The 25,300-nt window shown below is 74.6% G+C and carries 28 protein-coding genes; 12 read left to right on the top strand and 16 right to left on the bottom strand.

The features are described 5' to 3' along the window. Positions 1–122 precede the first annotated feature (122 nt). Positions 123–500, bottom strand: a complete 378-nt coding sequence (locus WHI96_RS22300; RefSeq protein ID WP_345655029.1) for a winged helix-turn-helix transcriptional regulator — start codon at positions 498–500, stop codon at positions 123–125. Between the two features lie 95 nt (positions 501–595). On the opposite strand from WHI96_RS22300, the gene WHI96_RS22295 reads away from it, so the two are divergent. Together WHI96_RS22295 and WHI96_RS22290 are read left to right on the top strand one after the other, a co-directional pair. After that, on the top strand, positions 596–1,423 hold the full coding sequence (locus WHI96_RS22295; RefSeq protein ID WP_345655026.1) for an NmrA family NAD(P)-binding protein: 828 nt from the start codon (positions 596–598) through the stop codon (positions 1,421–1,423). Positions 1,424–1,496: 73 nt separating this feature from the next. Further along, positions 1,497–1,853, top strand: a complete 357-nt coding sequence (locus tag WHI96_RS22290) for a tetratricopeptide repeat protein (protein WP_345655023.1) — start codon at positions 1,497–1,499, stop codon at positions 1,851–1,853. On the opposite strand, the gene WHI96_RS22285 is transcribed toward WHI96_RS22290, so the two are convergent. The 3 genes from WHI96_RS22285 to WHI96_RS22275 form a co-directional block, all read right to left on the bottom strand. Further along, positions 1,840–2,124 carry a hypothetical protein gene (locus tag WHI96_RS22285; protein ID WP_345655019.1) on the bottom strand — a complete coding sequence of 95 codons (285 nt, stop codon included), beginning with the start codon at positions 2,122–2,124 and terminating at the stop codon, positions 1,840–1,842. The genes WHI96_RS22290 and WHI96_RS22285 overlap by 14 nt on opposite strands. A 32-nt stretch (positions 2,125–2,156) precedes the next feature. Next, entirely contained in the window at positions 2,157–3,674 is a 1,518-nt protein-coding gene (locus tag WHI96_RS22280; RefSeq protein WP_345655016.1) for a family 16 glycosylhydrolase, read from the bottom strand. 185 nt (positions 3,675–3,859) lie between these two features. Further along, positions 3,860–4,492, bottom strand: coding sequence for a hypothetical protein (locus WHI96_RS22275; RefSeq protein WP_345655013.1), 633 nt, complete (start codon positions 4,490–4,492; stop codon positions 3,860–3,862). 207 nt (positions 4,493–4,699) lie between these two features. On the opposite strand from WHI96_RS22275, the gene WHI96_RS22270 reads away from it, so the two are divergent. After that, complete coding sequence (locus tag WHI96_RS22270) at positions 4,700–5,887, top strand: class I SAM-dependent methyltransferase (RefSeq protein WP_345655010.1); 1,188 nt, start codon at positions 4,700–4,702, stop codon at positions 5,885–5,887. A 150-nt stretch (positions 5,888–6,037) separates the two neighbouring features. Here WHI96_RS22270 and WHI96_RS22265 read toward each other — a convergent pair whose 3' ends face one another. Continuing rightward, positions 6,038–6,478 carry a VOC family protein gene (locus WHI96_RS22265; RefSeq protein ID WP_345655008.1) on the bottom strand — a complete coding sequence of 147 codons (441 nt, stop codon included), beginning with the start codon at positions 6,476–6,478 and terminating at the stop codon, positions 6,038–6,040. 193 nt (positions 6,479–6,671) lie between these two features. On the opposite strand from WHI96_RS22265, the gene WHI96_RS22260 reads away from it, so the two are divergent. Together WHI96_RS22260 and WHI96_RS22255 are read left to right on the top strand one after the other, a co-directional pair. Beyond that, entirely contained in the window at positions 6,672–7,685 is a 1,014-nt protein-coding gene (locus WHI96_RS22260; RefSeq protein ID WP_345655005.1) for an NAD(P)-dependent alcohol dehydrogenase, read from the top strand. After that, entirely contained in the window at positions 7,682–8,260 is a 579-nt protein-coding gene (locus tag WHI96_RS22255) for a nucleoside/nucleotide kinase family protein (protein WP_345655002.1), read from the top strand. Before WHI96_RS22260 ends, WHI96_RS22255 begins: the two co-directional genes overlap by 4 nt. Before the next feature lie 28 nt (positions 8,261–8,288). Here the strand turns inward: WHI96_RS22255 and WHI96_RS22250 are convergent, their stop codons facing one another. Genes WHI96_RS22250 through WHI96_RS22240 form a run of 3 tightly spaced genes read right to left on the bottom strand, consistent with a single transcriptional unit; the run spans position 8,289 to position 10,290 of the window. Beyond that, complete coding sequence (locus WHI96_RS22250; protein ID WP_345654999.1) at positions 8,289–9,032, bottom strand: hypothetical protein; 744 nt, start codon at positions 9,030–9,032, stop codon at positions 8,289–8,291. Beyond that, positions 9,029–9,934, bottom strand: a complete 906-nt coding sequence (locus WHI96_RS22245) for an ABC transporter ATP-binding protein (protein WP_345654996.1) — start codon at positions 9,932–9,934, stop codon at positions 9,029–9,031. The genes WHI96_RS22250 and WHI96_RS22245 overlap by 4 nt, the downstream gene beginning before the upstream one ends. Continuing rightward, positions 9,931–10,290, bottom strand: coding sequence for a GntR family transcriptional regulator (locus WHI96_RS22240; RefSeq protein WP_345655049.1), 360 nt, complete (start codon positions 10,288–10,290; stop codon positions 9,931–9,933). Before WHI96_RS22240 ends, WHI96_RS22245 begins: the two co-directional genes overlap by 4 nt. Positions 10,291–10,412: 122 nt before the next feature. Between WHI96_RS22240 and WHI96_RS22235 the strand changes: the two genes are divergently transcribed. The 3 genes from WHI96_RS22235 to WHI96_RS22225 are packed head-to-tail and all read left to right on the top strand — an operon-like array spanning position 10,413 to position 11,983. Then, complete coding sequence (locus WHI96_RS22235; protein WP_345654994.1) at positions 10,413–10,769, top strand: ArsR/SmtB family transcription factor; 357 nt, start codon at positions 10,413–10,415, stop codon at positions 10,767–10,769. Next, positions 10,766–11,257, top strand: coding sequence for an SRPBCC family protein (locus WHI96_RS22230; protein WP_345654991.1), 492 nt, complete (start codon positions 10,766–10,768; stop codon positions 11,255–11,257). Before WHI96_RS22235 ends, WHI96_RS22230 begins: the two co-directional genes overlap by 4 nt. Before the next feature lie 39 nt (positions 11,258–11,296). Beyond that, positions 11,297–11,983, top strand: coding sequence for a TetR/AcrR family transcriptional regulator (locus tag WHI96_RS22225; protein WP_345654988.1), 687 nt, complete (start codon positions 11,297–11,299; stop codon positions 11,981–11,983). A 54-nt stretch (positions 11,984–12,037) separates the two neighbouring features. On the opposite strand, the gene WHI96_RS22220 is transcribed toward WHI96_RS22225, so the two are convergent. From WHI96_RS22220 to WHI96_RS22200, 5 genes are all read right to left on the bottom strand, one after another. Beyond that, positions 12,038–12,754, bottom strand: a complete 717-nt coding sequence (locus tag WHI96_RS22220) for a hypothetical protein (protein WP_345654985.1) — start codon at positions 12,752–12,754, stop codon at positions 12,038–12,040. Continuing rightward, the gene (locus tag WHI96_RS22215) at positions 12,751–13,611 is read right to left on the bottom strand and encodes an ATP-binding cassette domain-containing protein (protein ID WP_345654982.1); all 861 of its coding nucleotides are present in this window, start codon (positions 13,609–13,611) and stop codon (positions 12,751–12,753) included. The genes WHI96_RS22220 and WHI96_RS22215 overlap by 4 nt, the downstream gene beginning before the upstream one ends. A 166-nt stretch (positions 13,612–13,777) precedes the next feature. Next, entirely contained in the window at positions 13,778–14,410 is a 633-nt protein-coding gene (locus WHI96_RS22210; RefSeq protein ID WP_345654979.1) for a DedA family protein, read from the bottom strand. Between the two features lie 106 nt (positions 14,411–14,516). Then, positions 14,517–16,694 (bottom strand): 3-hydroxyacyl-CoA dehydrogenase NAD-binding domain-containing protein, encoded by a 2,178-nt coding sequence (locus WHI96_RS22205; protein ID WP_345654977.1) that lies wholly within the window; start codon positions 16,692–16,694, stop codon positions 14,517–14,519. 14 nt (positions 16,695–16,708) lie between these two features. Beyond that, positions 16,709–17,929 (bottom strand): acetyl-CoA C-acetyltransferase, encoded by a 1,221-nt coding sequence (locus WHI96_RS22200; protein ID WP_345654974.1) that lies wholly within the window; start codon positions 17,927–17,929, stop codon positions 16,709–16,711. Positions 17,930–18,108: 179 nt separating this feature from the next. Here WHI96_RS22200 and WHI96_RS22195 point away from each other — a divergent pair, with 179 nt between their 5' ends. Both WHI96_RS22195 and WHI96_RS22190 read left to right on the top strand, forming a co-directional pair. Further along, complete coding sequence (locus WHI96_RS22195; protein WP_345654971.1) at positions 18,109–18,897, top strand: MerR family transcriptional regulator; 789 nt, start codon at positions 18,109–18,111, stop codon at positions 18,895–18,897. A gap of 29 nt (positions 18,898–18,926) precedes the next feature. Continuing rightward, positions 18,927–19,364, top strand: a complete 438-nt coding sequence (locus WHI96_RS22190) for an acyl-CoA thioesterase (protein ID WP_345654968.1) — start codon at positions 18,927–18,929, stop codon at positions 19,362–19,364. A 33-nt stretch (positions 19,365–19,397) separates the two neighbouring features. On the opposite strand, the gene WHI96_RS22185 is transcribed toward WHI96_RS22190, so the two are convergent. Further along, complete coding sequence (locus tag WHI96_RS22185) at positions 19,398–20,573, bottom strand: fumarylacetoacetate hydrolase family protein (RefSeq protein ID WP_345654965.1); 1,176 nt, start codon at positions 20,571–20,573, stop codon at positions 19,398–19,400. Positions 20,574–20,840: 267 nt separating this feature from the next. Between WHI96_RS22185 and WHI96_RS22180 the strand changes: the two genes are divergently transcribed. Together WHI96_RS22180 and WHI96_RS22175 are read left to right on the top strand one after the other, a co-directional pair. After that, positions 20,841–21,929 (top strand): S-(hydroxymethyl)mycothiol dehydrogenase, encoded by a 1,089-nt coding sequence (locus WHI96_RS22180; protein ID WP_345654963.1) that lies wholly within the window; start codon positions 20,841–20,843, stop codon positions 21,927–21,929. Further along, positions 21,929–22,555, top strand: a complete 627-nt coding sequence (locus WHI96_RS22175) for an MBL fold metallo-hydrolase (RefSeq protein WP_345654960.1) — start codon at positions 21,929–21,931, stop codon at positions 22,553–22,555. Before WHI96_RS22180 ends, WHI96_RS22175 begins: the two co-directional genes overlap by 1 nt. Positions 22,556–22,671: 116 nt before the next feature. Here the strand turns inward: WHI96_RS22175 and WHI96_RS22170 are convergent, their stop codons facing one another. Both WHI96_RS22170 and WHI96_RS22165 read right to left on the bottom strand, forming a co-directional pair. Continuing rightward, entirely contained in the window at positions 22,672–23,892 is a 1,221-nt protein-coding gene (locus WHI96_RS22170) for an MFS transporter (protein WP_345654957.1), read from the bottom strand. 20 nt (positions 23,893–23,912) lie between these two features. Further along, positions 23,913–25,292 (bottom strand): carotenoid oxygenase family protein, encoded by a 1,380-nt coding sequence (locus WHI96_RS22165; RefSeq protein ID WP_345654954.1) that lies wholly within the window; start codon positions 25,290–25,292, stop codon positions 23,913–23,915. Positions 25,293–25,300: the final 8 nt, after the last annotated feature.

Here is a 25,300-nt window from a genome sequence, read left to right as displayed (position 1 = left end):
TTCTGCGACGTCAAGCAGTGGCGTGGCCTGGCCACCCGCTACGACAAGCTCGCCCTGACCTTCCGCGGCGGGGTCGTGCTGAAGACCATCCTCACCTGGCTACGCGCATTGGGAGACACTCCCTAGGCGCGCTCGCGTGCCGCCAGCACCTCGGGGATCCGGTCCTCGATCCAGCCGACGAGCCCGGCGAGGTGGCCGGTCACGCCCCGGCCGAGTTCGGTGAGGCCGTAGCTGACCTGCGGCGGGGTGGTCGCGGCGACCTCGCGGTGGACGAAGCCGTCGCCCTCCAGGGTGCGCAGGGTCTGGGCCAGCATCTTCTCGCTGATCCCGTCGACGGCGCGGCGGAGCGCGGAGAACCGGTGGTCCTCGCGGGACAGGACGACGAGCACGAGGACCGCCCACTTCGACGTCACGTGGTCGAGGACCGACCGCGAGGGGCAGCTGCTGTCGAACGCGTCACCCGAGAACAGGCCCGTGGGCCGCTCCACCTGCGTGCTCACCGCGCATCCACCTACTTACCAGAAGGTATGTACTTACCGAACGTAAGCCTATCCGGCAGTGTCGGCCCCGTCCACGACGAGATGGGGAGACCGCGATGATCATCGTGACCGGAGCGAGCGGGAAGCTGGGCGGCGCGGCCGTGCGGGCGCTGCTGGAGACCGTGCCGGCGGAGCGGGTGGGCGTCCTCGCCCGGTCCGCGGAGAAGGTGGCCGACCTGGCCGCGGCCGGGGTCCGGGTGCACGTCGGCGACTACGAGGACCCGGCCTCGCTGAAGGCGGCGTTCACCGGCGCCGACGGGCTGCTGTTCGTGTCCGGCTCCGACGTGACACCCGGGGTGCGCGAGCGCCAGCACGGCAACGTGGTCCGTGCCGCGGGCGGGGCGGGCGTCGGACACGTCGCCTACACCAGCGCGATCGGCGCGGACCGGCCGGGCGCGCCCGGCTTCCTCGCCGACCACACCGTCACCGAGGAGCTGCTGCGCGACTCCGGGCTGCCGGTGACGCCGCTGCGCAACACCTTCTACTCGGAAATGTTCGTGAACCCGGACGTGGTCGCCGCCGCGCTGGAGTCCGGCGAGACGGTCGCCGCGGACGGCGGCCGGGCGCTCAACACCGCCACGATCGCGGACCTGGCGCGGGCCGCCGCCGTCGTCGTGGCCGGGGGGCCGCAGGAGCACGCCGGGCGCGCCTACGAGCTGCGCGGCCCGCTGTGGACCTACGACGAGCTGGCCGCGAAAATCGCCGCGGAGTCCGGTCGGCCGGTGTCGCACCGCCGGGTACCGCTCGACCGGGCCCCGGCTCCGGCCTTCCTCGGCGAGTTCGTCTCGTCGGGGATGTTCGCCGAGCCGTCGGACGACCTCGCGACGCTTCTCGGCCGCCCGGCGACCGGGATGCCCGAGCTGGTCCGCGCCGCCCTGGCCTGAGCCGGGAACAGAACACCCGACACCGCGGTTCTGGTTGACGTATCAACCGAATGGCCGGAAGGAGGCCGCACCGATGAGGATCGACGCGCTGTCCTGGATGACCGGGACGGAAGCAGAGCCCGCCGACCGGTGGGAGCACGCCGGGTACCTGTTCGACTCCGGCGACCCCGCGGGGGCCGCGACGGTGCTCGCCGAGCTCGTCGCCGAGCAGCCCGGAGCCGCCGCGGTCCGACTGCTGCTGGCCCGCGCGTACTACCACTCCGCGCAGCTCGGCCGGGCCGAGACCGAGCTCCGCGAGCTGCTGCGCCGCGAGCCGGCCGACGGGTACGCCCACCTGCTCCTCGGGCGCACCCTGCAGCGCCGTTCGCGCCACGACGAGGCCGCGCCGCACCTGCGGCTGGCCGAGGCGATGGGCGTCAGCGCCGGGTGACCGTGCTCGGCAGCGCCGGTTCCGACCGGCGCTGCCGGGGCACCACCAGCGACGGCGCCGCCCACACCCGGTCGGTGCCGCGTCCGCTCCGGGACCGGAGCGACCCGGCCGCGTCGCGGTCGGAGGACGACAGCACCGCCGCGGTGAACAGCAGGCAGGTGTGGTCGGAGTAGTGGCCCGCGCCCCGGGCGGAGCCGGCGGTGCACGACCCGACCCCCGGGGCCGTCCGCGCGTTCCGTCCCGCGACGAGGGCCGGAGCCGCCGGCCCCATCGCCGCGCCGGGCGCGAGCCGGTCTCAGCCGGTCACTTCCCGCCGAGCGAGTAGATCCGGACCCAGTCCACCTCGTACCTCGCCGGCTGCATGTTGCCGCCGAAGAAGTTGTCGAGCTGGATCGTCAGGTGCCCGCTGGGCATGTCCTGGATGTTCTTGCGGCCGGGCCGGGCACCGCCGGAGAAGGAGAACCACTCCTTGCCGTCGATGAAGCCCTTCACGTGGTCGGGCGTCCACTCGACGGCGACGTTGTGCCACTCGCTCAGCGGTGCGCCGCAGTCCTTCTCCCGGGCGTACTCCTGCTGGACCGCGCCGCGGCCGTGCGGGTAGTGGATGAACGCCTCGGCGCACTGCTCGCCGGGCGCGCCGTTCTCGAGGAAGTCGTACTCGCCGTCCTGGGGCCAGCGGTCCGACTGCGGCCAGATGATCAGCAGCGGGTGGTACTGCCTGCCGTTGTCCGGGCCGGTGGCCTCGGAGCGGACGCGGGCCTCCCAGCGGCCGTACTGCTGGTTGAACTTCGAGGAGATCCACGCCGAGTCGCCGTTGCGCAGCCCGGTCTGGACCAGCTTGCCGTCCTTCACCGTGGACCGACTGGCGCAGCGGCCGCCGTTGCCCGCGTGACCGGGCCAGCACTCGCCGGCCTGGTTCCACTTCGCGGGGTCGGGCGGTCCGGTGTAGTCGAACTCGTCCGACGCCGGCAGCGGCGTGCCCCAGCCGTAGCGCTCGGCCGCGCTGGCGGCGCCGGCGCGGGGCGCGCTCTGGTCGGCCGGTCGGGCCGAGGGGTCGGCGGGCGCGGCGGGAGCGGCTGCGGGGTCGCTCGGCGTCTCGACGGGCGTGTCCGCGGGGTCGACGGGCTTCTCCTCCGGGTCGGCAGGCTTCTCGGGGGCGGCGGGCCTCGTCCCCGGGTCGGCGGGTGCGGGTGCAGTATCGGCGGGCGCGGGCGCCGGGTCGGCGGGTGCGGGTGCCGGGTCGGCGCGTCCGGGTGCCGGGTCGGCGGGTCCGGGCGCCGGGTCGGCCGGCGTCTCCCCGGTATCCGCCGGCTTGTCGGCAGGCCCGTTCGGCGTCTCCGCGGGAGCGGCGGGCACGTCCGCGGGAGGCGCCGGGTCGGCTGCGGTACCGGCGGGGGCGGCCGGCGTCGTGGGTTCGGCCGCGGGGTCGGACGGCGCGTCACCGGGCGTGTCGGCGGGCTCCCCCGCCGGCGCGGACGGCGGGATCGGACCCGCGGAGCCGGACGACCCGGTGGCGGCCGGGCGGGCCGGGCCGGCGTCACCGGAGCTCTCGGCCCCGCGGACGGCGTCCGTCCCCGTCTCCGCGGGCCGGGCGGCCGCGGCGGCTCCGGCGGCACCGGAGCCCCCGGCGGTCTGCGACGACGACCACAGAGCCGAGTCGGTCGGGAACGCCACGGCGCCCGACGGGGTGGTCGTCGGTCCGGCGAGCACGCTCGGTGCCCCCGGGACCGCGGCCTGCGCGACGCCGCCGGGCACCGTGGGTGCCGCGGCCGCGGACACGGCCGCACCGCCGGTGAGAGCCAGGACCCCTCCGGTGAACATGACAGCACTCACCGTCACCACCGCCGCCGCGCTCATCACCGTACGTCGTGCCAGTCCGCGCCTCATGGCTTCGTTCCCGTCCCCATCCGTGTCCGGCTTGTCCGATATCCACGACGCTAGAAGCACCCTGTGCACACCAGCCACACTCGCCACCCGTCGGTGGGGTGAGGTCACTCCGGAGGAGGTCACCCGAACCGGCGGCCCGGCGTGACGGTCGGGAACCGGGGGACGATCGGGACCAGCGGGACGGAGCAACGGGCCCCGGTGTCACCCGGGCCGGCAACGCCCCAGGTCAGGACCGGGACGGGAGGGTCTCCGGCGCCCGCCGCCGGGCGAGCGCCGCGACCGGTGACAGCGCCCCGGTCACCGCGAACGCCGGCCCGCGAGTCCGGCGATCGGCGGGGGCCTGCGACCGGGAGCGGTCGGCGAGACGTCCGGCCGGCAGCAGGGTCGCCGCGTTCCCCCGCCGCGAACACCGACAGCGCGATGCGGACGCCGAACACCATCCGGCCGTTCGCGACGTTCCCCACCAGCGACGCCCGGTGGGCGCGGTGACGTACGGCGTCGCGGAACCGGGTGCGCGGCGGGGGCGCCTCGCCCAACGGGCCCTCCGGCCTGCGCAGCAGCTGCCCGCCCCCGACGATCACCGGCACCAGCGGCGCCGCGTGGATCGGGAACGGGGCGCGGACGTCGATCGAGGGTGCCGCCGGGCAGCGGCCCGGCGAGATCGTGAACATCGTCGACCCGACGCCCGCGACCGGGCGCAGCGCGATCAGCTGCCGGTACGCCGTCGCGACGGCCGGACCGGCTGTCGTCACGGGGAGCTGCGGGTGGTCGTCGCCGGCCGCACCGTGGGGGCTCGGGCACCGCTGCGCCGGGTACGGCGGGGGCGCGGCCGTCGTGCCCGACCACCTGCTCCTCCGCTCCGATGTCCCGGCCGACGACCGTACGGCCGGGGTCCGCGGCGGCCGACGCCGGTGCGGGCACGCGACGGTGCCGGGGACGGTGCCGTGGACACTGTCGTCGTGGACGACGATCCGATCGCCCGGCTGGAGCGGCTCGCCGGGCCGGAGGGGACGGCGCTGCTGGACCGGCTCGCCGTCGCCGACCGGGACGGTGACGCCGCGCTCCGGCTGGGGACCGCGCTGCGCCGCGAGCACGACGCCGGGCTGGTCGCCGACGCCATGGTCCAGGCCGGGCTGCGGGACCGGGCCGCCCGGAAGTTCGCACGGGCCGCGCGGATGTGGTTCACCCGCGACGGGCTGGAGCAGGCGTCGTCGGAGGTGATCGCGCGGCACCGTGCCGCCCGCTTCGCCGGGCGCGCGGTGGTCGACCTGTGCTGCGGGATCGGCGGCGACCTGGTCTCGCTGGTCGCGGCGGGCCACGACGTCACCGGCGTCGACCTGGATCCGGTGCACCTGTGGATGGCCGACCGCAACGCGGCCGTGCACGGCGGCCGGGCCCGGACGGTGCGGTGCGACGTGCGCGACGCCGACCTGTCCGGCGCCGACGGCGTGTTCGTCGACCCGGCCCGGCGCACCGGCGGCGGCCGGATGCGGACCGGCGAGTCCGAGCCGCCGCTGGACTGGTGCCTGGAGCTGGAGCGGCGGGTCGGCGCGGTCGGGATCAAGGCGGCACCGGGGATCGACCACGACACCGTCCCGCCGGGCTGGGAGATCGAGTTCCTGGCGCTCGGGCGCGAGCTGAAGGAGGCCTGCGCCTGGTCCCCCGCGCTGGCCGGCGCCCGCACGCGCGCCACCGTCGTCGACGACGACGGTGTGCACGACCTGCACGGCGAGCCGGACCCGCCGGACGGGGACACCGGGATCGCGGTCGGCGACCCGGGCGCCTGGCTGCTCGACCCGAACCCGGCCGTCACCCGGGCCGGACTGGTCTCCGCGCTGGCCCGGGCCACCGGCACCGCCCGGATCGACCCGCGGATCGCCTTCCTGACCGGCGACGACGAGCCCCCGGCCACGCCGTTCGCGCGGTCGCTGCGGGTGCTCGACTCCCGCCCGTGGGACCAGAAGCGGCTGCCCCGGCTGCTGCGCGACCTCGACGTCGGCGCGGTCGACGTGCGGCGCCGCGGCCTGGCCGGTGACGTCGAGGCGATCGCCCGGAAGCTGCGCGGCCGCGGGTCGCGGCACGCCACCGTGGTGATGACCCGGGTCGACGACCGGCCGTGGGGGCTGGTCTGCGTGGACCCGCGCTAGACGAAGCCCCGGCGGAGCACCTCGGCCGGCGGGCCGGACCGGGACCGGTGGTCGGCCGGCACGACGTCACGCTCCTCGCCGGCCAGCAGCGACGGTCGGCCGGGGCGTGCTCCGCGCCCGCCGGGCCGTCGCGGCCCCGGCGCCGGTCGCCTAACCGCGGCCGGGGAAGTGGATGAACTCCAGCGCGATGCCGTCCGGGTCGCGGAACTCCAGCGTCGCGTAGCCGGTCGGGTCGGTCCGGTCGACGACGCCGCCGTGCGGCACCGTGAGGCTGTCCAGCCAGGCGGCCCAGGCGTCGAGGGTCGCGCGGTCGGCGACACCGAACGCCAGGTGGTCGAGCGCGCCGCGGGGGCCACCGCCGTCGCCGTCGGCCGGGGCGTGCAGCTCGATCATCACCCCGGTCACGACGTCGAGGAGCAGCGCCGCCTTCTCCGACGAGCCGTCGACGGCGTCGTGGTGCGGGAAGGTCATCGGCAGCCGTTGCAGCCCGAGGACGCGCTGGTACCAGAGCGCACTGGACTCCACGTCGGTCACGGCCGCCGCCACGTGGTGGAAGCCGGTGACCGCCGGTCGTTCGATGGCCGAGCCCATGGGCGTCCTTCTCGTCGCCGGCCGCCCGCGGGGCGGCCGGTCCTCCCTCTCGTCGCGGAGCAGTACACCACCGGCGGACCTCCCGGGGGCGGACGACGTCCGCCGGAATGATCGACCGTGCGCGCACCGGTACGTGCGGCGCGGTCGGCGCACCGCGTTGCCCGGCCCGGCCGCGCGTGCCACCGTCGTGCCCGTGACGACGATCGCCGAGGTGCCGGAGTCGATGCGGTGCAGCGTGCTGCGTGCCGCCGGTGAGCTGGAGGTACAGCAGCGACCGGTCCCCCGACCCGGCCCCCGGGAGGTGCTGGTGCGGGTGGCGGCGGTCGGCACCTGCGGCTCCGACGTGCACTACTTCCGGCACGGCCGGATCGGCGACTTCGTGCTGCGCGAGCCGATGGCGCTCGGGCACGAGCCGTCCGGGCGGGTCGTGGGCGTCGGGGAGGGCGTCGACGCGGGCCGGATCGGCGAGCGCGTCTCGCTGGAGCCGGGCGTGCCCTGCCGTCGCTGCCGGTACTGCCACACCGGCGCCTACAACCTGTGCCCGGACATGGTCTTCTTCGCGACCCCGCCGGTCGACGGCGCGTTCGCCGAGTACGTGACGATCGCCGACGACTTCGCCCACCCCGTCCCCGAGCACGTCTCCGACGACGCGGCCGCGCTGCTCGAACCGCTGTCGGTCGCGCTGTGGGCGAACCACAGGGCCGGCACCGGGGTCGGGTCACGGGTGCTCGTCGCCGGGGCGGGGCCGATCGGGCTGCTCGTCGCGCAGGTGGCGGCGGTGCAGGGCGCCGCCGAGGTCGTCGTCAGCGACCCGGACCCGGTGCGCGCCGCGCTGGCCCGCGACTTCGGCGCGACCGACGTCGTCGCACCGGGCGCCGACGTGGCCGGTGTGGACGCCTTCGTCGACTGCTCCGGGGTGCCGGCCGCGGTGCTGGGCGGGCTGCCCGCGGTCCGGCCGGGCGGTGCCGCGGTGCTGGTCGGGATGGGTGCCGACGAGATGACGCTGCCGGTGTCGATGCTGCAGTCGCGCGAGATCACCCTGACCGGCACCTTCCGCTACGCCAACACCTGGCCGACGGCGGTGCGCCTGGCCGGGTCGGGCGCGGTGGACCTGGACGGGCTGGTGACCGGGCACGTCGACCTCGACCACGTCGGCGACGCCCTGTCCCCCGACGCGTCGCAGGTCAAGGTGGTCGTCCGGCCGTGAGGGTGGTCGCGGACCGGGACTGGGCCGACGCGGTCGCCCGGCTCGCGCACGCCGCCCCCGCCGGGCCCGCCGGGAACCGCCTGGTCACCGTGGACGGGTTCTCCGGGGCCGGGAAGTCCACCCGGGCCCGTGAGCTCGCCGACCGGCTCGGGGCCCCGCTGCTCGGGATCGAGGACCTGTGCCCCGGCTGGGACGGGCTGCCCCGGGTCCCGGCGCTGGCCCGGCGCGGGATCGGTGACCCGCTGGCGGCCGGTACGACGCTGCGCTGGACGTCGTGGGACTGGGTGCACGACCGGCCGGGACCGGAACGCACGCTGGCTCCGGCGGCCGTCGTCGTGCTGGAGGGGTGCGGGAGCGGCGCGGCCGCGCTGGCGCCGGTGACCTCGCTGGCGATCTGGGTGGAGGCGTCGGCGGACGAGCGGGAGCGGCGGCTGCACGGGCGGGCGGACTGGCCGGGCTACGCCCCGTACCGCGACGGCTGGCGGCGCGCCGAACAGGAGCTGGCCCGCTCCGGTGGCGCACCGGAACGGGCCGATCTCGTACTGGACGACGGGGCCCGGCATCACCCCCCATGACGACGCCGGGCCCCTGGAGGGTCCTCCGTCAGGGAGTCGCGCGGCGCAGCACCAGGTACCCCGCCCCCGCCGCGACCGCGGCGAGGATCAGCGGATAGCCGGCGAGCAGCGCCCACGTCGGCGTCTCGACGAAGAACCGGCCGAACGCCCCCCAGGCGTCCTGCCAGGTCAGGACCATCACCCCGGCCGCGACCAGCACCACGGGCACCAGGGCCGCGCCCCAGACCCCGAGCTGTCCCCAGCGCCGGAACACCGCGCCGAAGAGCACGAACACCAGGGAGATCGTCAGCAGCGGCACCCAGTACGCGAGCACCTGGGTGACCGGGTTCGACTGGCCCATGAAGCCCATCTCGAAGAACTGGACCCGCAGGCCCCAGCCGTCGGTGGCCTGCTCGACGGCCAGCAGCACGCTGAGCCCGATCGCGCTGACGAGGGTCTCGGCGGCGACCAGCAGGACGGTGCCGAGGTAGAAGTGCCGTCGCGTGATGCCCAGGCTCAGCGCGAACGGCATCACCTGGGTCATCAGCGCGAGATAGGTGCTGGCCAGGATGAAGAAGAACGAGGTCAGCGCACCCGTGTAGCCGGTCGGCTCCTCGCCGCCGTTGCTGCGCACCACCCACCACACGGTCTGGTGCAGCACGAAGACGACCCCGAGGATCAGCCAGGCCATCCCGAACCGGCGGCCCCAGTTGACCGTGCCCATCCGGATCGCGGCGCGGACGCGGGCCGGCGTGCTCTCGACCGGGCTGCGGTCGGCGGTGACGGTGGTCATGACAGGACCTCCTGGGCGACGCCGGCGCCCGGCGCCGCGTTCAGCTGGGTCGTACGGACGACGAGCTGCTGCAGCGAGACCGGCTCGAACTGCAGGTTCGGCTCGGCGGGATCGGTGCGGGTCGGTGCGACACCGGCGAGGGTGACGCGCAGGAAGCCGCCGAGGCGCTCCCGGTGCAGCTCGGTGTGGCCGTGGGCGAACCGCTCGACCGACTCGGCGGGCCCGGAGACGGTGACGGCCCGGCCGCGCAGCGCCTCGGCCTCCTCGTCGATGAGCACGCGGCCCCGGTCGATCAGGACGACGTGCTCGATCAGGTCGGAGACCTCGTCGATCAGGTGCGTCGAGAGCACGACGGTGCGCGGGTGCTCGGCGAAGTCGGCGAGCAGGTGGTCGTAGAACATCTGGCGGGCGACGGCGTCGAGGCCCAGGTAGGGCTCGTCGAAGAAGGTCAGCGGGGCCCGCGAGGCCAGCCCGATGATCACCCCGACCGCGGACTGCTGGCCGCGGGAGAGCTTCTTGCAGCCACGGTCGACGGGCAGCCCGAACTCCCCGACGAGCCGGTCGGCGAAGGCCTGGTCCCACTGCGGGTACACGCTCGCGGCGGCCCGGAGCGCGTGGTGGACCCGGTACTCGTCCGGGTACTTCAGCGACTCGCGGATGAAGCAGGTGCGGGCGAGCACCCGGGCGTTCTCGTAGGGCTGCTCGCCGAAGATCTCGGCGCGCCCGGAGGTCGCGAAGTTCTGTGCGGTGAGGATCTGCATCGCGGTGGTCTTGCCGGCGCCGTTGCGGCCGAGCAGCCCGTGGATGCGGTTCTCCTCCAGCGCGAACGTCACGTCGTCGAGCGCGGTCACGTCGCCGTAGCGCTTCGTGACGCCGTGCATCGCGATCACGTCGGTGCTCATCGGTCGTCCCCCCAGACGTCGATCATCTTCTTGAGCTGCTCGGGGTCGATGCCGAGCTTGCGGGCCTCGGTGACCAGCGGAGCGATGTACTGCCGGGCGAAGTCCTCGCGGCGGCTCTCCAGCAGCCGGGGCCGCGCCCCCTCGGCGACGAACATGCCGATCCCCCGTCTCTTGTAGAGCACGCCCTGCGCGACCAGCTGGTTGAGCCCCTTCGCCGCGGTGGCCGGGTTGATCCGGTGGAAGGCGGCGAGCTCGTTGCTGGACGGCACCTGGGTCTCCTCCGGATAGGTCCCGTCCACCACGGCGGACGCGATGTCCTCCGCGATCTGTGCGAACAGCGGGCGTCCGTCGTCGATCACGGCGACCTCCCGGTGCCGTAGTGCAGTGGTTCGTTACTCATGTAATGAACCATAGCGGCGATGAGCCGACCCGTCCAGCAGGGCTTCAATTTCCGGTCTCACTTATATAAGCTCGGACCGTGCATGCGTTCGACGTGCTGGGCGACCCGGTCCGACGCCGGATCCTCGAGCTGCTGGCCGATGGGGAGCGCACCGCGGGGCAGGTCACCGAGGTCGTCCGCGCCGAGTTCGGGATCTCCCAGCCCGCCGTGTCCCAGCAGCTCAGGGTGCTGCGCGAGAACGGGTTCGCCACGGTGCGCCCGCAGGGCACCCGCCGCTTCTACGCGGTGGACCCGACCGGCCCCGCCGACGCCGACGCATGGCTGTCCCGCCTGCGTGGCTTCTGGTCCCAGCGCCTGGACGCGCTGGACACCGAGGTCGCCCGCGGGCGCCGCCCGGCGCCGGGACACACGACGACCAGGAGGACCACACCATGAGCGAGCCCGGGACCGTGTCCGAGAGCCCCGACGGTCGGCGGGTGCTCGCGTTCCGGCGCGAGTTCACCGCGCCGGTCGAGGACGTCTGGGCCGCCGTCACCGACCCGGACCGGTGCGCGCGGTGGTTCGCGCACTGGACCGGCGATGCACGCCCCGGCGGAGTGGTGGTGCTGAGCATGACCAGCGACGAGGACGGCGGCGGCCCGCCGTCGGACGCCCGGATCGTCGTCTGCGAGCCGCCGCACCGGCTGCAGGTGGAGATCGGCGGGGATACCGGCCCGCCGTGGGAGCTGTCGGTCGAGCTCACCTCCGACGGCACCACCACGGTGCTGCACTTCGCGCAGGCCCTGCCGGAGGGCCTCTCGCCCGCCGACGCGGGCCCGGGCTGGCACTGGTATCTCGACCGGCTCCGCGCCGCGCTCGGCGGTGACCCCATGCCGGACTGGGAGACGACCCTCGCCGACACGGGCCCGCTGTATCCGCGCTGACCCGCAGCCGTTCCGAGAGCAGTGCTCTACGGTGTTCCGGTGAACGCCTCCCGCACCGCCCGTGAGCGGGCCCGCGCCGAGCTCGTCGCCGAGATCACCGCGGCGGCCCGGCGGCAGCTGGCCGAGACCGGCGCGGCCGCGCTGTCCATGCGTGCGGTGTCCCGTGAGATCGGGATGGTGTCCTCGGCGTTGCACCGCTACTTCCCCACCCGCGACGACCTGCTCACCGCCCTGATCGTGCAGAGCTACGACGGGCTCGCCGACGCCCTCGCCGCGGCCGACCCCGGCACCGGCCCGGCGGAGCACTGGCGGGCCGTCGCGCACGCCGTGCGGGGCTGGGCGCTGGCCCGTCCGCACGAGTACGCGTTGATCTACGGCTCCCCCGTGCCCGGCTACCGCGCGCCGACCGACACCGTCCCGGCCGCGGCGCGCGTCCTGGAACCGCTCGCCCGCGCCCTGGGCGCCGCGCACGCCGCGGGCACCCTCCCCGAGGCGCCCGACCCGGACCCCGCGCTCGCCGCCGACGCCGCCCGGGTCCGCGCCGCGCTGGACCTCCCGGACCTGTCCGACGGGGCCGTGCTCGCCGCCCTCACCGCGTGGACCGGCCTGTTCGGGCACCTCTCCTTCGAGCTGTTCGGCCAGTTCGACAACGCCGTCGACGCCCGCGACGCCCTGTTCGCCGGCACCGTCGAGCGCCTCGGCCGGGTCGCGGGCCTGATCCGCTGACCGGCCCGTGAACGGGCCCGGCCGGGGCGGGACGGCCGGGCGGGCCGGGACGGATCAGCGGCGCAGGCGGCCGGCGAGCCGGCCGAGACGTGCACCCAGATCGCGCAACCCGCCGCCCTGCTCGACCCGGACCACCAGCGCCGTCGCCGCCACCGCCACCAGCAGCGCGACGACCAGGTCGCCGAACGGGCCCACCCCGAGCCGCCCGCTCCCCAGGACCGCGGCCGCGGTCCCGACCGGTGGCAGCCACGACTGCGTCCCGGTCACCACGAGCACGACCAGCGCACCGATCAGCGCGACACCCTCGTTGCGGACCACCGGCCGGGAGAACACCGACCCCACCGCGGCGCCGGTGATCCCGCAGGCCAGGTGGGCGAGCAGCCCGTCGAGCAGGCTCCCGGTCGTCGCCGTCCCCCAGGCCGCGACCACGCCCCACACCACGGCGAGCAGCCCGAGCAGCGCCACGCCCGCCGTCGCGGCGATCAGCACGCCGGCCGCGACCGGCCAGGGGCCGCCCGCGGCGGACAGGGTGACGGTGCGGGCGTCGTCGTCCTCGGACTCGGCCAGCGCGTGCGCCAGCCAGGCCCCGACCGGGTAGAGCAGCAGCGCGCTGGCCGCCCACGGCGCGGGCAGCGGGCCGGGCGCGCCGCCGAACAGCACGGCCAGCGCCCCGGCGTAGAGCACCAGCGGCGCGACGAAACGTTCGGTGCGGCCGACGTCCTCGCCCAGCAGCATCGCCACGGCGAACGCCGAGCGCACCCGCCGCCTCACCGGCCGCCCTCCCCGGGGGCCGGGCGGACCGGCCGCACCGAGCGGACCGCGCAGCCCGCGGCGAGCGCGGCCGCCAGCCAGGCGTCGCTCTCGGGGGCGGGGACCCGCACGGTGAACCGGCCCGGCGCCGCGCCCTCGACGCGGGCGGGCGGCAGCACCCGTTCCAGCAGCGGGCGGGGGTCTCCCGCACAGGCCATGTCCAGGCGCATCATCGCCCCGGGCGGCGGCGCGGTCGGCAACGGCACGGAGTCCGGATCGGAGGCGGTCGCGATCCGGCCCTCGCGCAGCCGGTGCAGGCGGGCGCCGGGCAAGCCGGCCGCGGTACCGGTGTGGTCGGTCAGCAGGGTCGGGGCGGCGCGGGCGGAGAGCAGCCGGGTCAGGGCGTCCGCGGCGTCGTCGTCGAGACCGTTCCACGGTTCGTCGAGCACGAGCACGCCGGGCTCGCAGGCCAGCGCCTGCACCAGCCCGACCTTGCGGGCGTTGCCGGTGGACAGGTCGGCCATCGGCTCGTCGTCGTCGCCGTCGTACCCGAGCTCGGTCAGCAGCACCTCGGCGCGGTCGGCGGCGTCGTCGATGTCGATGCCGCGCACCCGGGCGATGTGGTCGAGCCAGCGTCGCGGGGTCAGCTTGCGGGCGGCCGGGAACCGGTCGGGCAGGTAGCCGACGACCTCGGGGACGTCCTCGACCTCGCCCGCGGTCGGGGCGAGCGCACCGGCGGCGATCCGCAGCAGCGTGGACTTGCCCGCCCCGTTGCCTCCCCGCACGACGGTCGGCACGGCCGGGTCGACGTCGAGGTCGGCTCCGCGCAGCGCGACCGCCCCCGACGGGTGGGTGTGGTGGATCCCGACCAGGCGCACCCGACCACCTCCACCGCTCGTCGCCGCCCGTGCGTGACGATCAGGTTCGCACAGCGGCGCGGGCCCACGGCCCGGCGGTGGCACGGCGGTACGGCCCGTGGCGGGACCGGTACGCAGGGCTGTCGTGATCACCCGCCCGGCGCAGCCGGGCGTCGGCTCGGCGCGTTCAGCCGGTCCTGGTCGACACCCCGGCGTCGCGGTGGCGGCGCTGGCGGAGCTTGCGCACGACCAGCCACACGATCACCGCCGCGCCGAGCACGGCGACGACCTTGCTGATCGGCGACACGTAGACCTCGATGACCTCCCAGCGCTCGCCGAGCACGAATCCGAGGTAGACGAACAGCGCGTTCCAGACGCCGCTGCCGAGCGCGGACAGCGCGGTGAACCGCAGCAGCGGCATCCGGGCGATCCCGGCCGGGATCGAGATGAGGCTGCGCACGATCGGGATGCAGCGTCCGCCGAGGACGAACCAGTTCCCCCAGCGCTCGAACAGCGCCAGCCCCTTCTCCAGGTCCTTCTGGCTGGAGACGACGAACCAGCGGCGGCCGCAGAGCCGGTGCACCCGCTCGAAGCCGAGCCAGTGCCCCAGCGCGTAGAGCACCAGCGCACCGGCGACGGCACCCATCGTGGCCGCCGCCCAGACGCCGACGGGGCTCATCGCGCCGGTCGAGGCGCGGAAGCCACCCAGCGGGAGGATCACCTCCGACGGGATCGGCGGGACCACGTTCTCCAGGAAGATCAGCAACCCGATGCCGGCGGCGCCGAGCCGGTCCACGATGTCGAACACCCACTGCGTCACGCACACCATGGTGCCCGAGGATCAGACCCACCGTGCCCCGCCGGCCGGGGCCGGAACGCGCGGACCCCCGCCGGCCGGGGCCGGCGGGGGTCCGTGTCGGGCGGGATCAGGCGGCCGCGGTGGCCGACTCCCCCTTCGCCGCGCGGTCACGCAGCGACTGCGGGACCTCGAAGCGCTCGCCGTACTTCGCCTTGAGCTCGTCGGCGCGGGCCACGAAGCCGGCCGGGCCACCGGGGTAGCCGTCGATGTACTGCAGCACACCGCCGGTCCAGGCCGGGAAGCCGATGCCGAAGATCGAGCCGATGTTCGCGTCGGCGACGGTGGTGAGCACGCCCTCGTCGACGCACTTCACGGTCTCGATCGACTCGATGATCAGCATGCGCTCGGACAGCTCGTGCAGGTCGACGTCGTGGTTCGTCGCGCCGAACTGCTCGCGCAGACCCGGCCAGAGACCGTCCCGCTTGCCGTCGGCGTAGGAGTAGAACCCGGCACCGGTGCTCTTCCCCTTGCGGTCGAACTCGTCGACCATCCGGTCGATCACCGCGTCGGACGGGTGCGGGGTCCAGGTGCCGCCCGCGGCCTCGACGCCCTTGCGGGTCTCCTCACGGATCTTGCGGGGCAGCGTCAGGGTCAGCTCGTCCATCAGCTGCAGCACCGGGGCCGGGTAGCCGGCCTGCGAGGACGCCTGCTCGATCGTCTGCGGGTCGATGCCCTCGGCGATCATCGCGACGCCCTCGTTGATGAAGGTGCCGATCACCCGGCTGGTGAAGAAGCCGCGGGAGTCGTTGACCACGATCGGGGTCTTCCGGATCCCGAGCGTGAGGTCGAACGCCTTGGCCAGGGCCTCGTCGTTCGTCCGCTCACCCTTGATGATCTCGACCAGCGGCATCTTGTCGACCGGCGAGAAGAAGTGCAGGCCGATGAAGTCGTCCGGGCGGTCGACGCCCTTGGCCAGCTCGGTGATGGGCAGCGTCGAGGTGTTCGAGCACAGCAGCGCATCCGGCTTGATGTGCTTGGCGGCCTCGCGGAAGACCTCCTGCTTCAGCTCGACGGACTCGAAGACGGCCTCGATGACGACGTCGCACCCGGCGAGGTCGGCGTAGTCGTCGGTCGGCAGGATCCGGCCGAGCAGCGCGTCGCCCTTCTCCTGCGTGGTCTTGCCGCGCTTGACGCCCTTCTCGACCAGGTTCCGGGAGTAGGCCTTGCCCTTCTCCGCGGCCTCCTTCGACACGTCCTTGAGGACGACGTCCCAGCCGGACAGCGCGCAGACGTAGGCGATGCCCGCGCCCATCATCCCGGCGCCGAGCACCGCGACCTTGGTGGGCTGCCACTTCTCCGGGGCGCTCGGGCGGGACTTGCCGCCGTTGATCGCGTTGAGGTCGAAGAAGAACGCCTTGGTCATGTTCTTCGAGACCTGGCCGGTCACGAGCTCCGCGAAGTAGCGGCCCTCGATCTTCTGCGCGGTCTCGAAGTCGACCTGGCTGCCCTCGACGGCCGCGGCGAGGATGTTGCGCGGCGCCGGCATCGGCGCGCCCTTGAGCTGCTTGCGCAGGTTCGCCGGGAACGCCGGGAGGATCGAGGCCAGCGACGGGCTCGACGGGGTGCCGCCGGGGATCCGGTACTTCGGCCGGTCCCAGGGCTGGGTGGTGTGCTCGGGGTGGGCGAGCACCCAGGCGCGCGCCTTGTCGAAGGCCTCCTCGCGGGTGGCCGCGAGCTCGTCGACCAGGCCGAGCTCCAGCGCCTTGGCCGGCTTGTGCCGCTGGCCCTGCGCGAGGACGTTCATGAAGCCGTTCGCGATGCCCAGCATGCGGGTGATCCGGGTGACCCCGCCGCCCCCGGGCAGCAGGCCCAGGGTGACCTCGGGCAGGCCGTAGACGACGCCCTTCGCGTCGACGCCGACCCGGTGGTGGGTGGCCAGCGCGATCTCCAGGCCGCCACCGAGCGCGGTGCCGACCAGCGCGGAGGCGACCGGGCGGCCGAAGGTCTCCAGCTTGCGCAGCTGGGCCTTGACCTCGGTGACCAGCTCGACGATCTTCCCGGCGTCGTCCGGGCCGGCGGCCGAGAGCTGCTCCAGGTTGCCGCCGGCGAAGAAGGTCTTCTTCGCCGAGGTGACGACGACACCGACGATGTCGTCCTTGTTCTTCTCCAGGTCGTCGACGACCTCGCGCATGGACACGCGGTAGGCGTCGTTCATCGTGTTGGCGCTGCTGCCCGGGTCGTCGAGGGTGACGACGGCGATGCCGTCGGCGTCGGCGTCCCAACGGACGGCCTTCTGCTCAGTCACTGATCCAGTCCCTTTCAGACGCGCTCGACGATGGTGGCGATGCCCATGCCGCCGCCCACGCACAGCGTGGCCAGACCGCGGCGCAGGTCACGACGCTCCAGCTCGTCGACCAGCGTGCCGAGGATCATCGCGCCGGTGGCGCCGAGCGGGTGGCCCATCGCGATGGCGCCGCCGTTGACGTTGGTGATCTCGTGCGAGATGTCCATGTCGCGCATGAAGCGCAGGGCGACGGCCGCGAAGGCCTCGTTGATCTCGAACAGGTCGATGTCGCCGACCGACAGCCCGGCCTTGGCCAGCGCCTTGCGGGCGGCGGGCGCCGGACCGGTCAGCATGATCGTCGGGTCGGCGCCGGACAGCGCGGTGGCGACGATGCGGGCGCGCGGGGTCAGGCCGTTGGCCGTGCCCGCGGCCTCGGTGCCGATCAGGGTGAGCGCGGCGCCGTCGACGATGCCGGAGCTGTTGCCCGCGTGGTGGACGTGGTCGATCTTCTCGACCCAGTGGTACTTCTGCAGCGCCACGGCGTCGAACCCGCCGTCGCGGCCCATCATCTCGAAGGACGGCGTGAGTCCGCCGAGCGCCTCGACGGTCGCGCCGGCACGGATGTGCTCGTCGCGGTCGAGGACGGTCAGGCCGTTGCGGTCCTTGACCGGGATGACCGAGTTCGCGAAGCGGCCGTCGGCCCACGCCTTGGCGGCCCGGGTCTGCGACTCGATGGCGAAGGTGTCGACGTCGGTGCGGGACCAGCCCTCGAGCGTCGCGATGAGGTCGGCGCCGATGCCCTGGGGCACGAAGCCGGTCGCGTAGGCGGTGTCGGGGTCCATCGCCCAGGCGCCGCCGTCGGAGCCCATCGGCACCCGGCTCATGCCCTCGACGCCACCGGCGAGGACGAGCTCCTCCATGCCGGAGCGGACCTTCTGCGCGGCGGTGTTCACGGCCTCCAGGCCGGAGGCGCAGAAGCGGTTGAGCTGCACACCGGCGACGGTGTCGGGCAGCCCGGACGCGATCGCGGCGGTCTTGGCGATGTCGCCGCCCTGGTCGCCGACCGGCGAGACGACACCCAGCACGAGGTCGTCGATGGTGGTGGTGTCCAGGTCCGGGTGACGTTCGCGGACCGCGTCGATCAGGCCGGTCACCAGCGAGATCGGCTTGACCTCGTGCAGCGAACCGGAGGCCTTGCCCCGTCCGCGCGGTGTACGGATCGCGTCGTAGATGTAGGCCTCGGGAATCTCGCTCATCCGAACCTCTCGTGGGGTGGTCGGCACCGGGGCGGTACCGGCGGCACTGCCCCTACTTGCTGGTAGCTTTTGTTACAGCAGCACTGTCACATGGGTCAAGACGGACCGCCGTTCATGTGACACGGATGATGTCACACCGGGACTGTCATACCGAGCGGGCGACCCGTAACCTGCTCGCCATGTCCGCCGCCATCGACAGCTCCGCGGGGAGCCCGACCCCCGACGACGGGGATCTCCTCACCGTCGACCAGCTCGCCGAGCGGACCGGGATGTCGGTGCGCACCATCCGCTTCTACGCGAGCAAGGGGCTCATCCCCGCACCCCGGCTGCGCGGCCGCACCGGTCTCTACGACGCCGCGCACCGCGCCCGGCTGGAGCTGATCGGCGAGCTCACCGGGCTGGGCTTCACCCTCGCCGCGATCGAACGGCAGCTGGAACGGGTGCCGCTGGAGACCGCGCCGGAGGAGCTGGCCCTGCAACGCGCGCTGCTCACGCCCTGGCTGCCCGAGGTCGACGAGGAGCTGGACCGGGCCGGGCTCGACCGGCGCGCCGGCCGCCGCCTGTCCGACGACGACGTCACCACCCTCGAACGGCTCGGTGCCCTGACCCGGCTGCCCGGCGACGGCCCGGCGACCGTCCGGCTGCACGGGGCGGTCGCGCTCGGCTCGGCGCTGGAGGCACTGGACTCCGGCCTGCCCCCCGAGCTGTGGAAGCGTTCGCACGACCTCATCGAGCGGCACACCGCCGCGCTCGCCGAGGACCTGATGACGCTGTTCCAGGACGAGGTCCTGCAGCCCTACCGGGACCGCGGCCGCCCCGCCGACGAGCGACGACGGCTCGCCGCCGCCTTCTCCCGGCTCAAGCCGATCACCGTGCAGGGCGTCGTCGCGGCGTTCGGGCGGGCGGTCAACCGGGCCATCCGCGAGCGCGTCGACTCCGGGCCGGGTCCCGACCGGCAGGAGGGGTGAGCGGCGCCGGGCGGTCGTAGCATCGGGCCATGGCGAGCTTCGAGTTCCCGGTCCGGGTGCGCTACCACGAGGTCGACGCCCAGGGCGTCGTCTTCAACGCCTGGTACCTGGCCTGGTTCGACGAGGCGATGACCGAGTTCCTCGAGTCCCGCGGCCTCACCTACCGGGCGATGCTCGACGCCGGCTACGACGTCCAGCTCGTCCACACCGAGCTCGACTGGCGGGCCGGGGTCGGGTGGGGCGAGGACGTCGTCGTCGCGGTGTCGACGGCGCGGATCGGCCGGACCAGCTTCGCGCTCGACTTCCAGGTCCGCGCCCTCGACGACGCGGGCGAGCGCATCGTCACCTGCGACTGCCGCACCGTCTACGTGGTCATCGCCGTCGACGGCAGCGGCAAGCAGGAGGTGCCGGCGCTGATCCTGAACGCGCTCGGCGTCCCCGAGCCGCTGATGCCCCTGCGCCCCTGAGCACCCCGGGCGCCGCCCGGTCGGCTCCGGCCCTCAGGCGCCCCGGATCCGGCCGCGGACCTCGCCGAGGGCGATCCGGCCGCCGTCGCGGGCGGGTGCGGTCGCGGTCATCACGACCTCGTCGCCGTCCTCCAGCCAGGTGCGCGTGGCGCCACCGGCGAGCGCGACCGGGTCGCGGCCGTTCCAGGACAGCTCCAGCATCGAGCCGAACCCGCTGCGCTCCGGACCGGAGACGGTGCCCGAGCCGAGCAGGTCACCGGCGCGCAGCCCGGCGCCGCCCGAGGTCAGGTGGGCCACCATCTGCTCCGGGGACCAGTACAGGTCCCGCGCGGGCGGGGACGCGACCAGCTCGCCGTTGACGCGCACGGCGAGGTCGAGGTCGAGGCCGAGCGCGGGCTCGCCCGGGGTGAGGTAGGGCAGCGGCGCGGGGTCGTGCGCGGGCAGCGGGACCCGGGCCGCGGACAGCTCGTCGAGCGGTGTCACCCACGCGGAGATCGACGTCGCGAAGGACTTGCCCAGGTGCGGGCCGAGCGGGCGGGACTCGAAGAACTGGATGTCGCGCGCGGACCAGTCGTTGAGCAGCACGACGCCGAGGACGTGGTCGGCGGCGTCGTCGATCCCGACCGGCCCCGGGACCGGCCCGCCGAGGACGAAGCCGAGCTCGGCCTCGAAGTCGAGCTTGGCGCAGGGACCGAAGTCGTCGGGCCCGCGCTGCCCCGACGGGCGTGCGACCGGGGTGCCGGTGACCCGGACCGTGCCGGATCGGCCGTGGTACCCGAGCGGAATCCGCCGCCAGTTCGGGGTGAGCGGGTCCTCGGCGTCCGGACGGAAGATCAGTCCGGCGTTCCGGGCGTGCTGCTCGCAGGCGTAGAAGTCGACGTAGTCGGCGACGGCGAAGGGCAGCACCGGGACCAGTCCCTCGTCGGGCAGGCGGTACGCGGCGGCCCGCTCGTGGTCCTCGCGCCAGCCGCGCAGCCACTCGACGACCTCGCGCCAGGCCGGGGCGCCGGCGTCCAGCAGCCGGGTCAGGTCCGGCGCGGTCAGCAGGTCCGGGTACGGGCCGCGCTGCGCGGTGGCCAGCGAGCCGACGTCGAGCAGGCCGCCGTCGGGCAGCGGGCAGGCGATGCGCGAGCCACCGGGACGCCCCTTCCCTGCCACGGCGCCGAGCGCGAGGGCGGGAACGGTCGTCGGCGGTGGCGCAGTCGTCACGGTCCCCGACCGTAGGCGATCCGGCGACGGCGTGGGGTGGGAACTCGTCCCGGTCGTCACGTGTTCGACCGGTGTGCCCGGCCCCCGGCCGAGGGCCCCGGCTTCGACGACGGCGACATCGACCTCCGAGGCCGCCCCGTTCCCCCACATGCCGAAACACCTGTTGCAGGGCCGGAGTCGACCTGGCAGCGTCCGGTCACCCATGCCAGAGTCGCCATCCGAGCATGTCCCGGGCTGACGGCGTCGATGACGAGTGGAGTACGAGCAATGGCACAGCAGGTACGCGGCGTCGTGGCCCGCGCCAAGGGTGAGCCGGTCACCGTCGAGACGATCATCGTGCCCGACCCCGGTCCCGGTGAGGCCGTGGTGAGGATCCAGGCCTGCGGGGTCTGCCACACCGACCTGCACTACAAGCTCGGCGGCATCAACGACGAGTTCCCCTTCCTGCTCGGCCACGAGGCCGCCGGCATCGTCGAGTCCGTCGGCGACGGCGTCACCGACGTCGCACCCGGCGACTACGTCGTCCTCAACTGGCGCGCCGTCTGCGGCCAGTGCCGGGCCTGCAAGAAGGGCAAGCCCCAGTACTGCTTCGACACCCACAACGCCACCCAGAAGATGACCCTCGAGGACGGCACCGAGCTCTCCCCCGCACTCGGGATCGGCGCGTTCATCGAGAAGACCCTCGTCCACTCCGGACAGTGCACCAAGGTCAACCCCGATGCCCCCGCCAAGGTCGCGGGCCTGCTCGGCTGCGGCGTCATGGCCGGGCTGGGCGCCGCGGTCAACACCGGCCAGATCGGCCGCGGCGACTCCATGGCCGTCATCGGCTGCGGCGGCGTCGGTGACGCCGCCATCGCCGGGGCGAAGCTCGCCGGCGCGACGACGATCATCGCCGTCGACACCGATCCGCGGAAGCTGAAGTGGGCCGAGGAGTTCGGCGCGACCCACACCGTCAACGCCAAGGAGACCGACCCGGTCGAGTTCATCCAGAGCGTGACCGACGGCAACGGCGCCGACGTCGTCATCGAGGCCGTCGGGCGCCCCGAGACCTACAAGCAGGCGTTCTACGCCCGCGACCTCGCCGGCACCGTGGTCCTGGTCGGCGTCCCGACCCCGGACCTGCAGGCACCGGAGATCCCGCTGATCGACTACTTCGGCCGCGGCGGGGCGCTGAAGTCCTCCTGGTACGGCGACTGCCTGCCCAGCCGCGACTTCCCGATGTATGTGGACCTGTTCCTGCAGGGCCGCTTCCCGCTCGACAAGTTCGTCACCGAGGAGATCGGGATCGACGGCGTCGAGCAGGCCTTCGAGAAGATGCACGCCGGTGAGGTCCTCCGCTCGGTGGTGATCCTCTGATGGCCCCGGTCGACCACGTCGTCACCTCCGGCACCTTCAACCTCGACGGCGGTTCCTTCGACGTCGACAACAACGTGTGGATCGTCGGCGACGACCGCGAGGTCATCGTCATCGACGCCGCCCACGACGCCGACGCCATCGCCGCCGCCGTCGGCGACCGCACCGTCACAGCCGTCGTGTGCACCCACGCCCACGACGACCACGTCAACCAGGCACCCGCCCTCGCCGACCGGTTCTCCGCGCCGATCCTGCTCAACCCGGCCGAGATGGTCCTCTGGGACATGACCTGGCCCGACCGCAAGCCCGACCAGGAACTCGCCGACGGCCAGGTCCTCACCGCGGGCGGGATCGACCTGCGGGTGCTGCAGACCCCCGGCCACTCGCCCGGCTCGTCCTGCCTCTACGCCCCCGAGCTCGGCATCGTCTTCACCGGCGACACCCTGTTCCAGGGCGGACCCGGCGCCACCGGACGCTCCTACTCCAGCTTCGACACGATCATCGAGTCCATCCGCACCACCCTGCTCCCGCTGCCCGGCGACACGCAGGTCCGCACCGGCCACGGCGACTCCACGAAGATCGGCGACGAGGCACCCCACCTGGAGGAATGGATCCGCAACGGATCCTGACCCCGCCCCTCGACGCACGACGCGGCCCGTTCCCGCACCGAGATGCACCTCAGCGGGCCGGGGAGATCCACGATTCCCGCTGAGCTGCATCTCGGCGGAGGTGCGGGTGCGCCGCGTCAGGTCGCGCGGCGGCGGACGGCGGGGGTCAGCAGGAGCAGGGCGACCGCGGCCGCCCCGAAGGCGGCGGCGAACCCGAAGGGCTCGGCGATCGCGCCGAGCCCGGTCGCGCCGAGGCCGGTCCCGGCGTCGTAGGCGATGTTCCATGCGGCGCTGGCCGCGCCGTAGTGCAGCGGACCCGCGACGGCGAACAGCGCGACCATCGCGTCGTTCTGCACCAGCCCGAACCCGGCGCCGACGACCGCAGCCCCCGCCACCAGCGCCGCGGGCGTGAACGGTGCGGCGAGCACGCCGCACAGCCCCACCGCCGCGCACAGGGTCCCGACGGGCAGCAGCGCCCCCGGACGCCCGCTGCGGTCGGTGAGCGTGCCCGCGACGCCGCGGCCGAGCAGCGCGCCGAGCGCCGTCGCGAACAGCGCCGCCGGGACCGCGAGCCGGGCGCCGGGGGCGGCGAGCGGGGCGAAGGTGATCACACCGCCCTGCGCGGTGGAGCAGACCAGCATCGCGAGCACGGGCGCGGCCGGGAGCCGGCGGCGCCGCTCCCGCGGGTGCGCACCGGGCCCGGGCCCGGCGGCCGGACCGGCGCCGAGACCGGTCGCCGCACCGGCGCCGTCGCGCGCCCGCACCACCGCCGGGACGCGGCGCGGGCGGGACGTCCGCGCCGGCCCCCGCACGAACGCGACCACCACCGCCCCGACCGCCGGCGTGATCCCGGCGACCAGGAACACCCCCGCGAAGCCCAGGACGTCGACGACCGCCACCCCGGCCGGCAGGAACAGCAGCTGCGGCAGGCCGACGGCGTAGCCGTACCGGGCCGAGGCACGTCCGTGCGCCGAGGGCTCCACCAGCTCCGCCACCAGGGCGCTGCCCGCGACCGTCGCCATGCCGAACCCGACCCCCCGCACCGCGGAGACCGCGAGCACCGGGCCGAGCTCCGCGGTGAGCGCGAGCAGCGGGGTCGGGAGACCGAGCAGCAGGGACCCGGTCACGAGCACGGGCCGGTGCCCGACCCGCCGGAGCATCGCGGGCACCAGCAGCTGGGTCCCGACGGTGACGGCCATGAGCACACCGGTCGTCAGGCCCGCGCCGAACTCCCCGGCCCCACCGCGGGCCACCCACAACGGCACGACCGGCAGCAACAGGGCGTAGCCGCCGAAGCCGAGGGCGGTGGCCGCCAGGAGCACCAGGAACGACGGGGAGCGCAGCGATCGGGACGGCACGCGCCCACCGTCGCAGACGCTCAGGCGGGCGCGTCGGCGAGCCAGGAGCCGTGGAACCCGGTGGGCACCCCGCGCGGCAGCCCCACCCGGGCCACCGGCTCGCCCGCGACGTCCCGCGCGTCGAGCACCAGCAGCTCCGAGGCCGCCCCGTCCCGGCTCGTGGTGATCGACAGCAGCCAGCCGTCGTCCTCGGCCCGGTCCGGGTCGCCCGACGGCACGAACACCGCCTCGCCGGCGACGACGTCGCGGCCGAGGTCGTGCTCGACGAGCTCGTCGCGGGCGCGGTCGTGGCGCAGCACCGCGGACCGGGCGTCGCCGCCGCGGCCGTGGTCGGCGACGGCGTAGGTGTAGCGGTAGGGGCGGCCGACGCGGGCGTCGTCGACGGTCGGGAACTCGCAGCCGGTGTCCGACAGCGCGGTCTCGGTGACCGAGCCGTCGGCCGGGTCGAGCGTCCACCGGTGCAGGGTCGCCCGCCCGGTGGCGGCGGCCGTCGCCGCGGGCCCCGCGGGGTCCCCGCCCAGCGACGGCCACACGACCGCCACGTCCGCCGGGGTGTAGCGGGCCCCGTCGACCACGACGCGGCCCCGCTCGTCGGTGCAGGCGTTCGCGACGTGGAAGACGTAGCAGGGGTCGACCTCGAACCAGCGCACCTCGCCCGGGCGGTCGAGCGGCATCACACCGAGGCGCGCGCCGTAGCCGTCGTCCCAGCCGAACGGCATCCCGCCGCGCATCGCGGCCTCGATGCTGAACGCCATCGGCAGGTCCAGGAACACCGCGTGCCGGTCGGTGACGGCGAAGTCGTGCATCATCGTCGGCCCGCCGACGGCGATCTCCGCGCTGGTCACGAGCTCGCCGGACGCGGAGAGCCGGTGGTAGGTCAGGTACGGCGGCACCATGCCGTAGCCGAAGAAGTGCAGGTCCCCGGTCTGCGGGTCGGTCTTCGGGTGCGCGGTCATGGCGGTGGTGAGCCGCCCGCCGAAGTCCTCCGCGCCGACCGTGTCCAGCTGCGGGGTGACGACGTGGGGCAGCCCGTTCTCCACCAGCGCGAGGATCCGTCCCGCGTGCTCGACGACGTGCGTGTTCGCCGGCACCGCGGTCAGGTCGAAGGTGCCCTCCGGGCGCACGAAGGGGTGCCCCTCGAGCTGCCGGGTGCGCACCCAGCGGTTGCGGTACCACTCCGCGCGCCCGTCGCGGAGCCGGACGCCGTGCAGCATCCCGTGCCCGGCGAACCAGTGCCCGGGGTCCTCCCCGGGCAGCGGGTTCGGCCCGTTGCGCAGGTACCGCCCGCACAGCTCCGGGGGCAGCGCCCCGGTCACCGGCAGGTCCCGCACGGTGATCTCGTCGGCCACCGGCGCCAGGTGGCCGCGCAGGTAGCCGGGCGTGCCCTCGGTCGTCGTCATCCCCCGAG

Origin of the sequence: Pseudonocardia tropica (assembly GCF_040105315.1) — a bacterium.
GTDB lineage: Bacteria > Actinomycetota > Actinomycetes > Mycobacteriales > Pseudonocardiaceae > Pseudonocardia > Pseudonocardia alni.
Note: the sequence above shows the minus strand (reverse complement) of the source record. Positions and strands in the feature narration are given on the sequence as shown.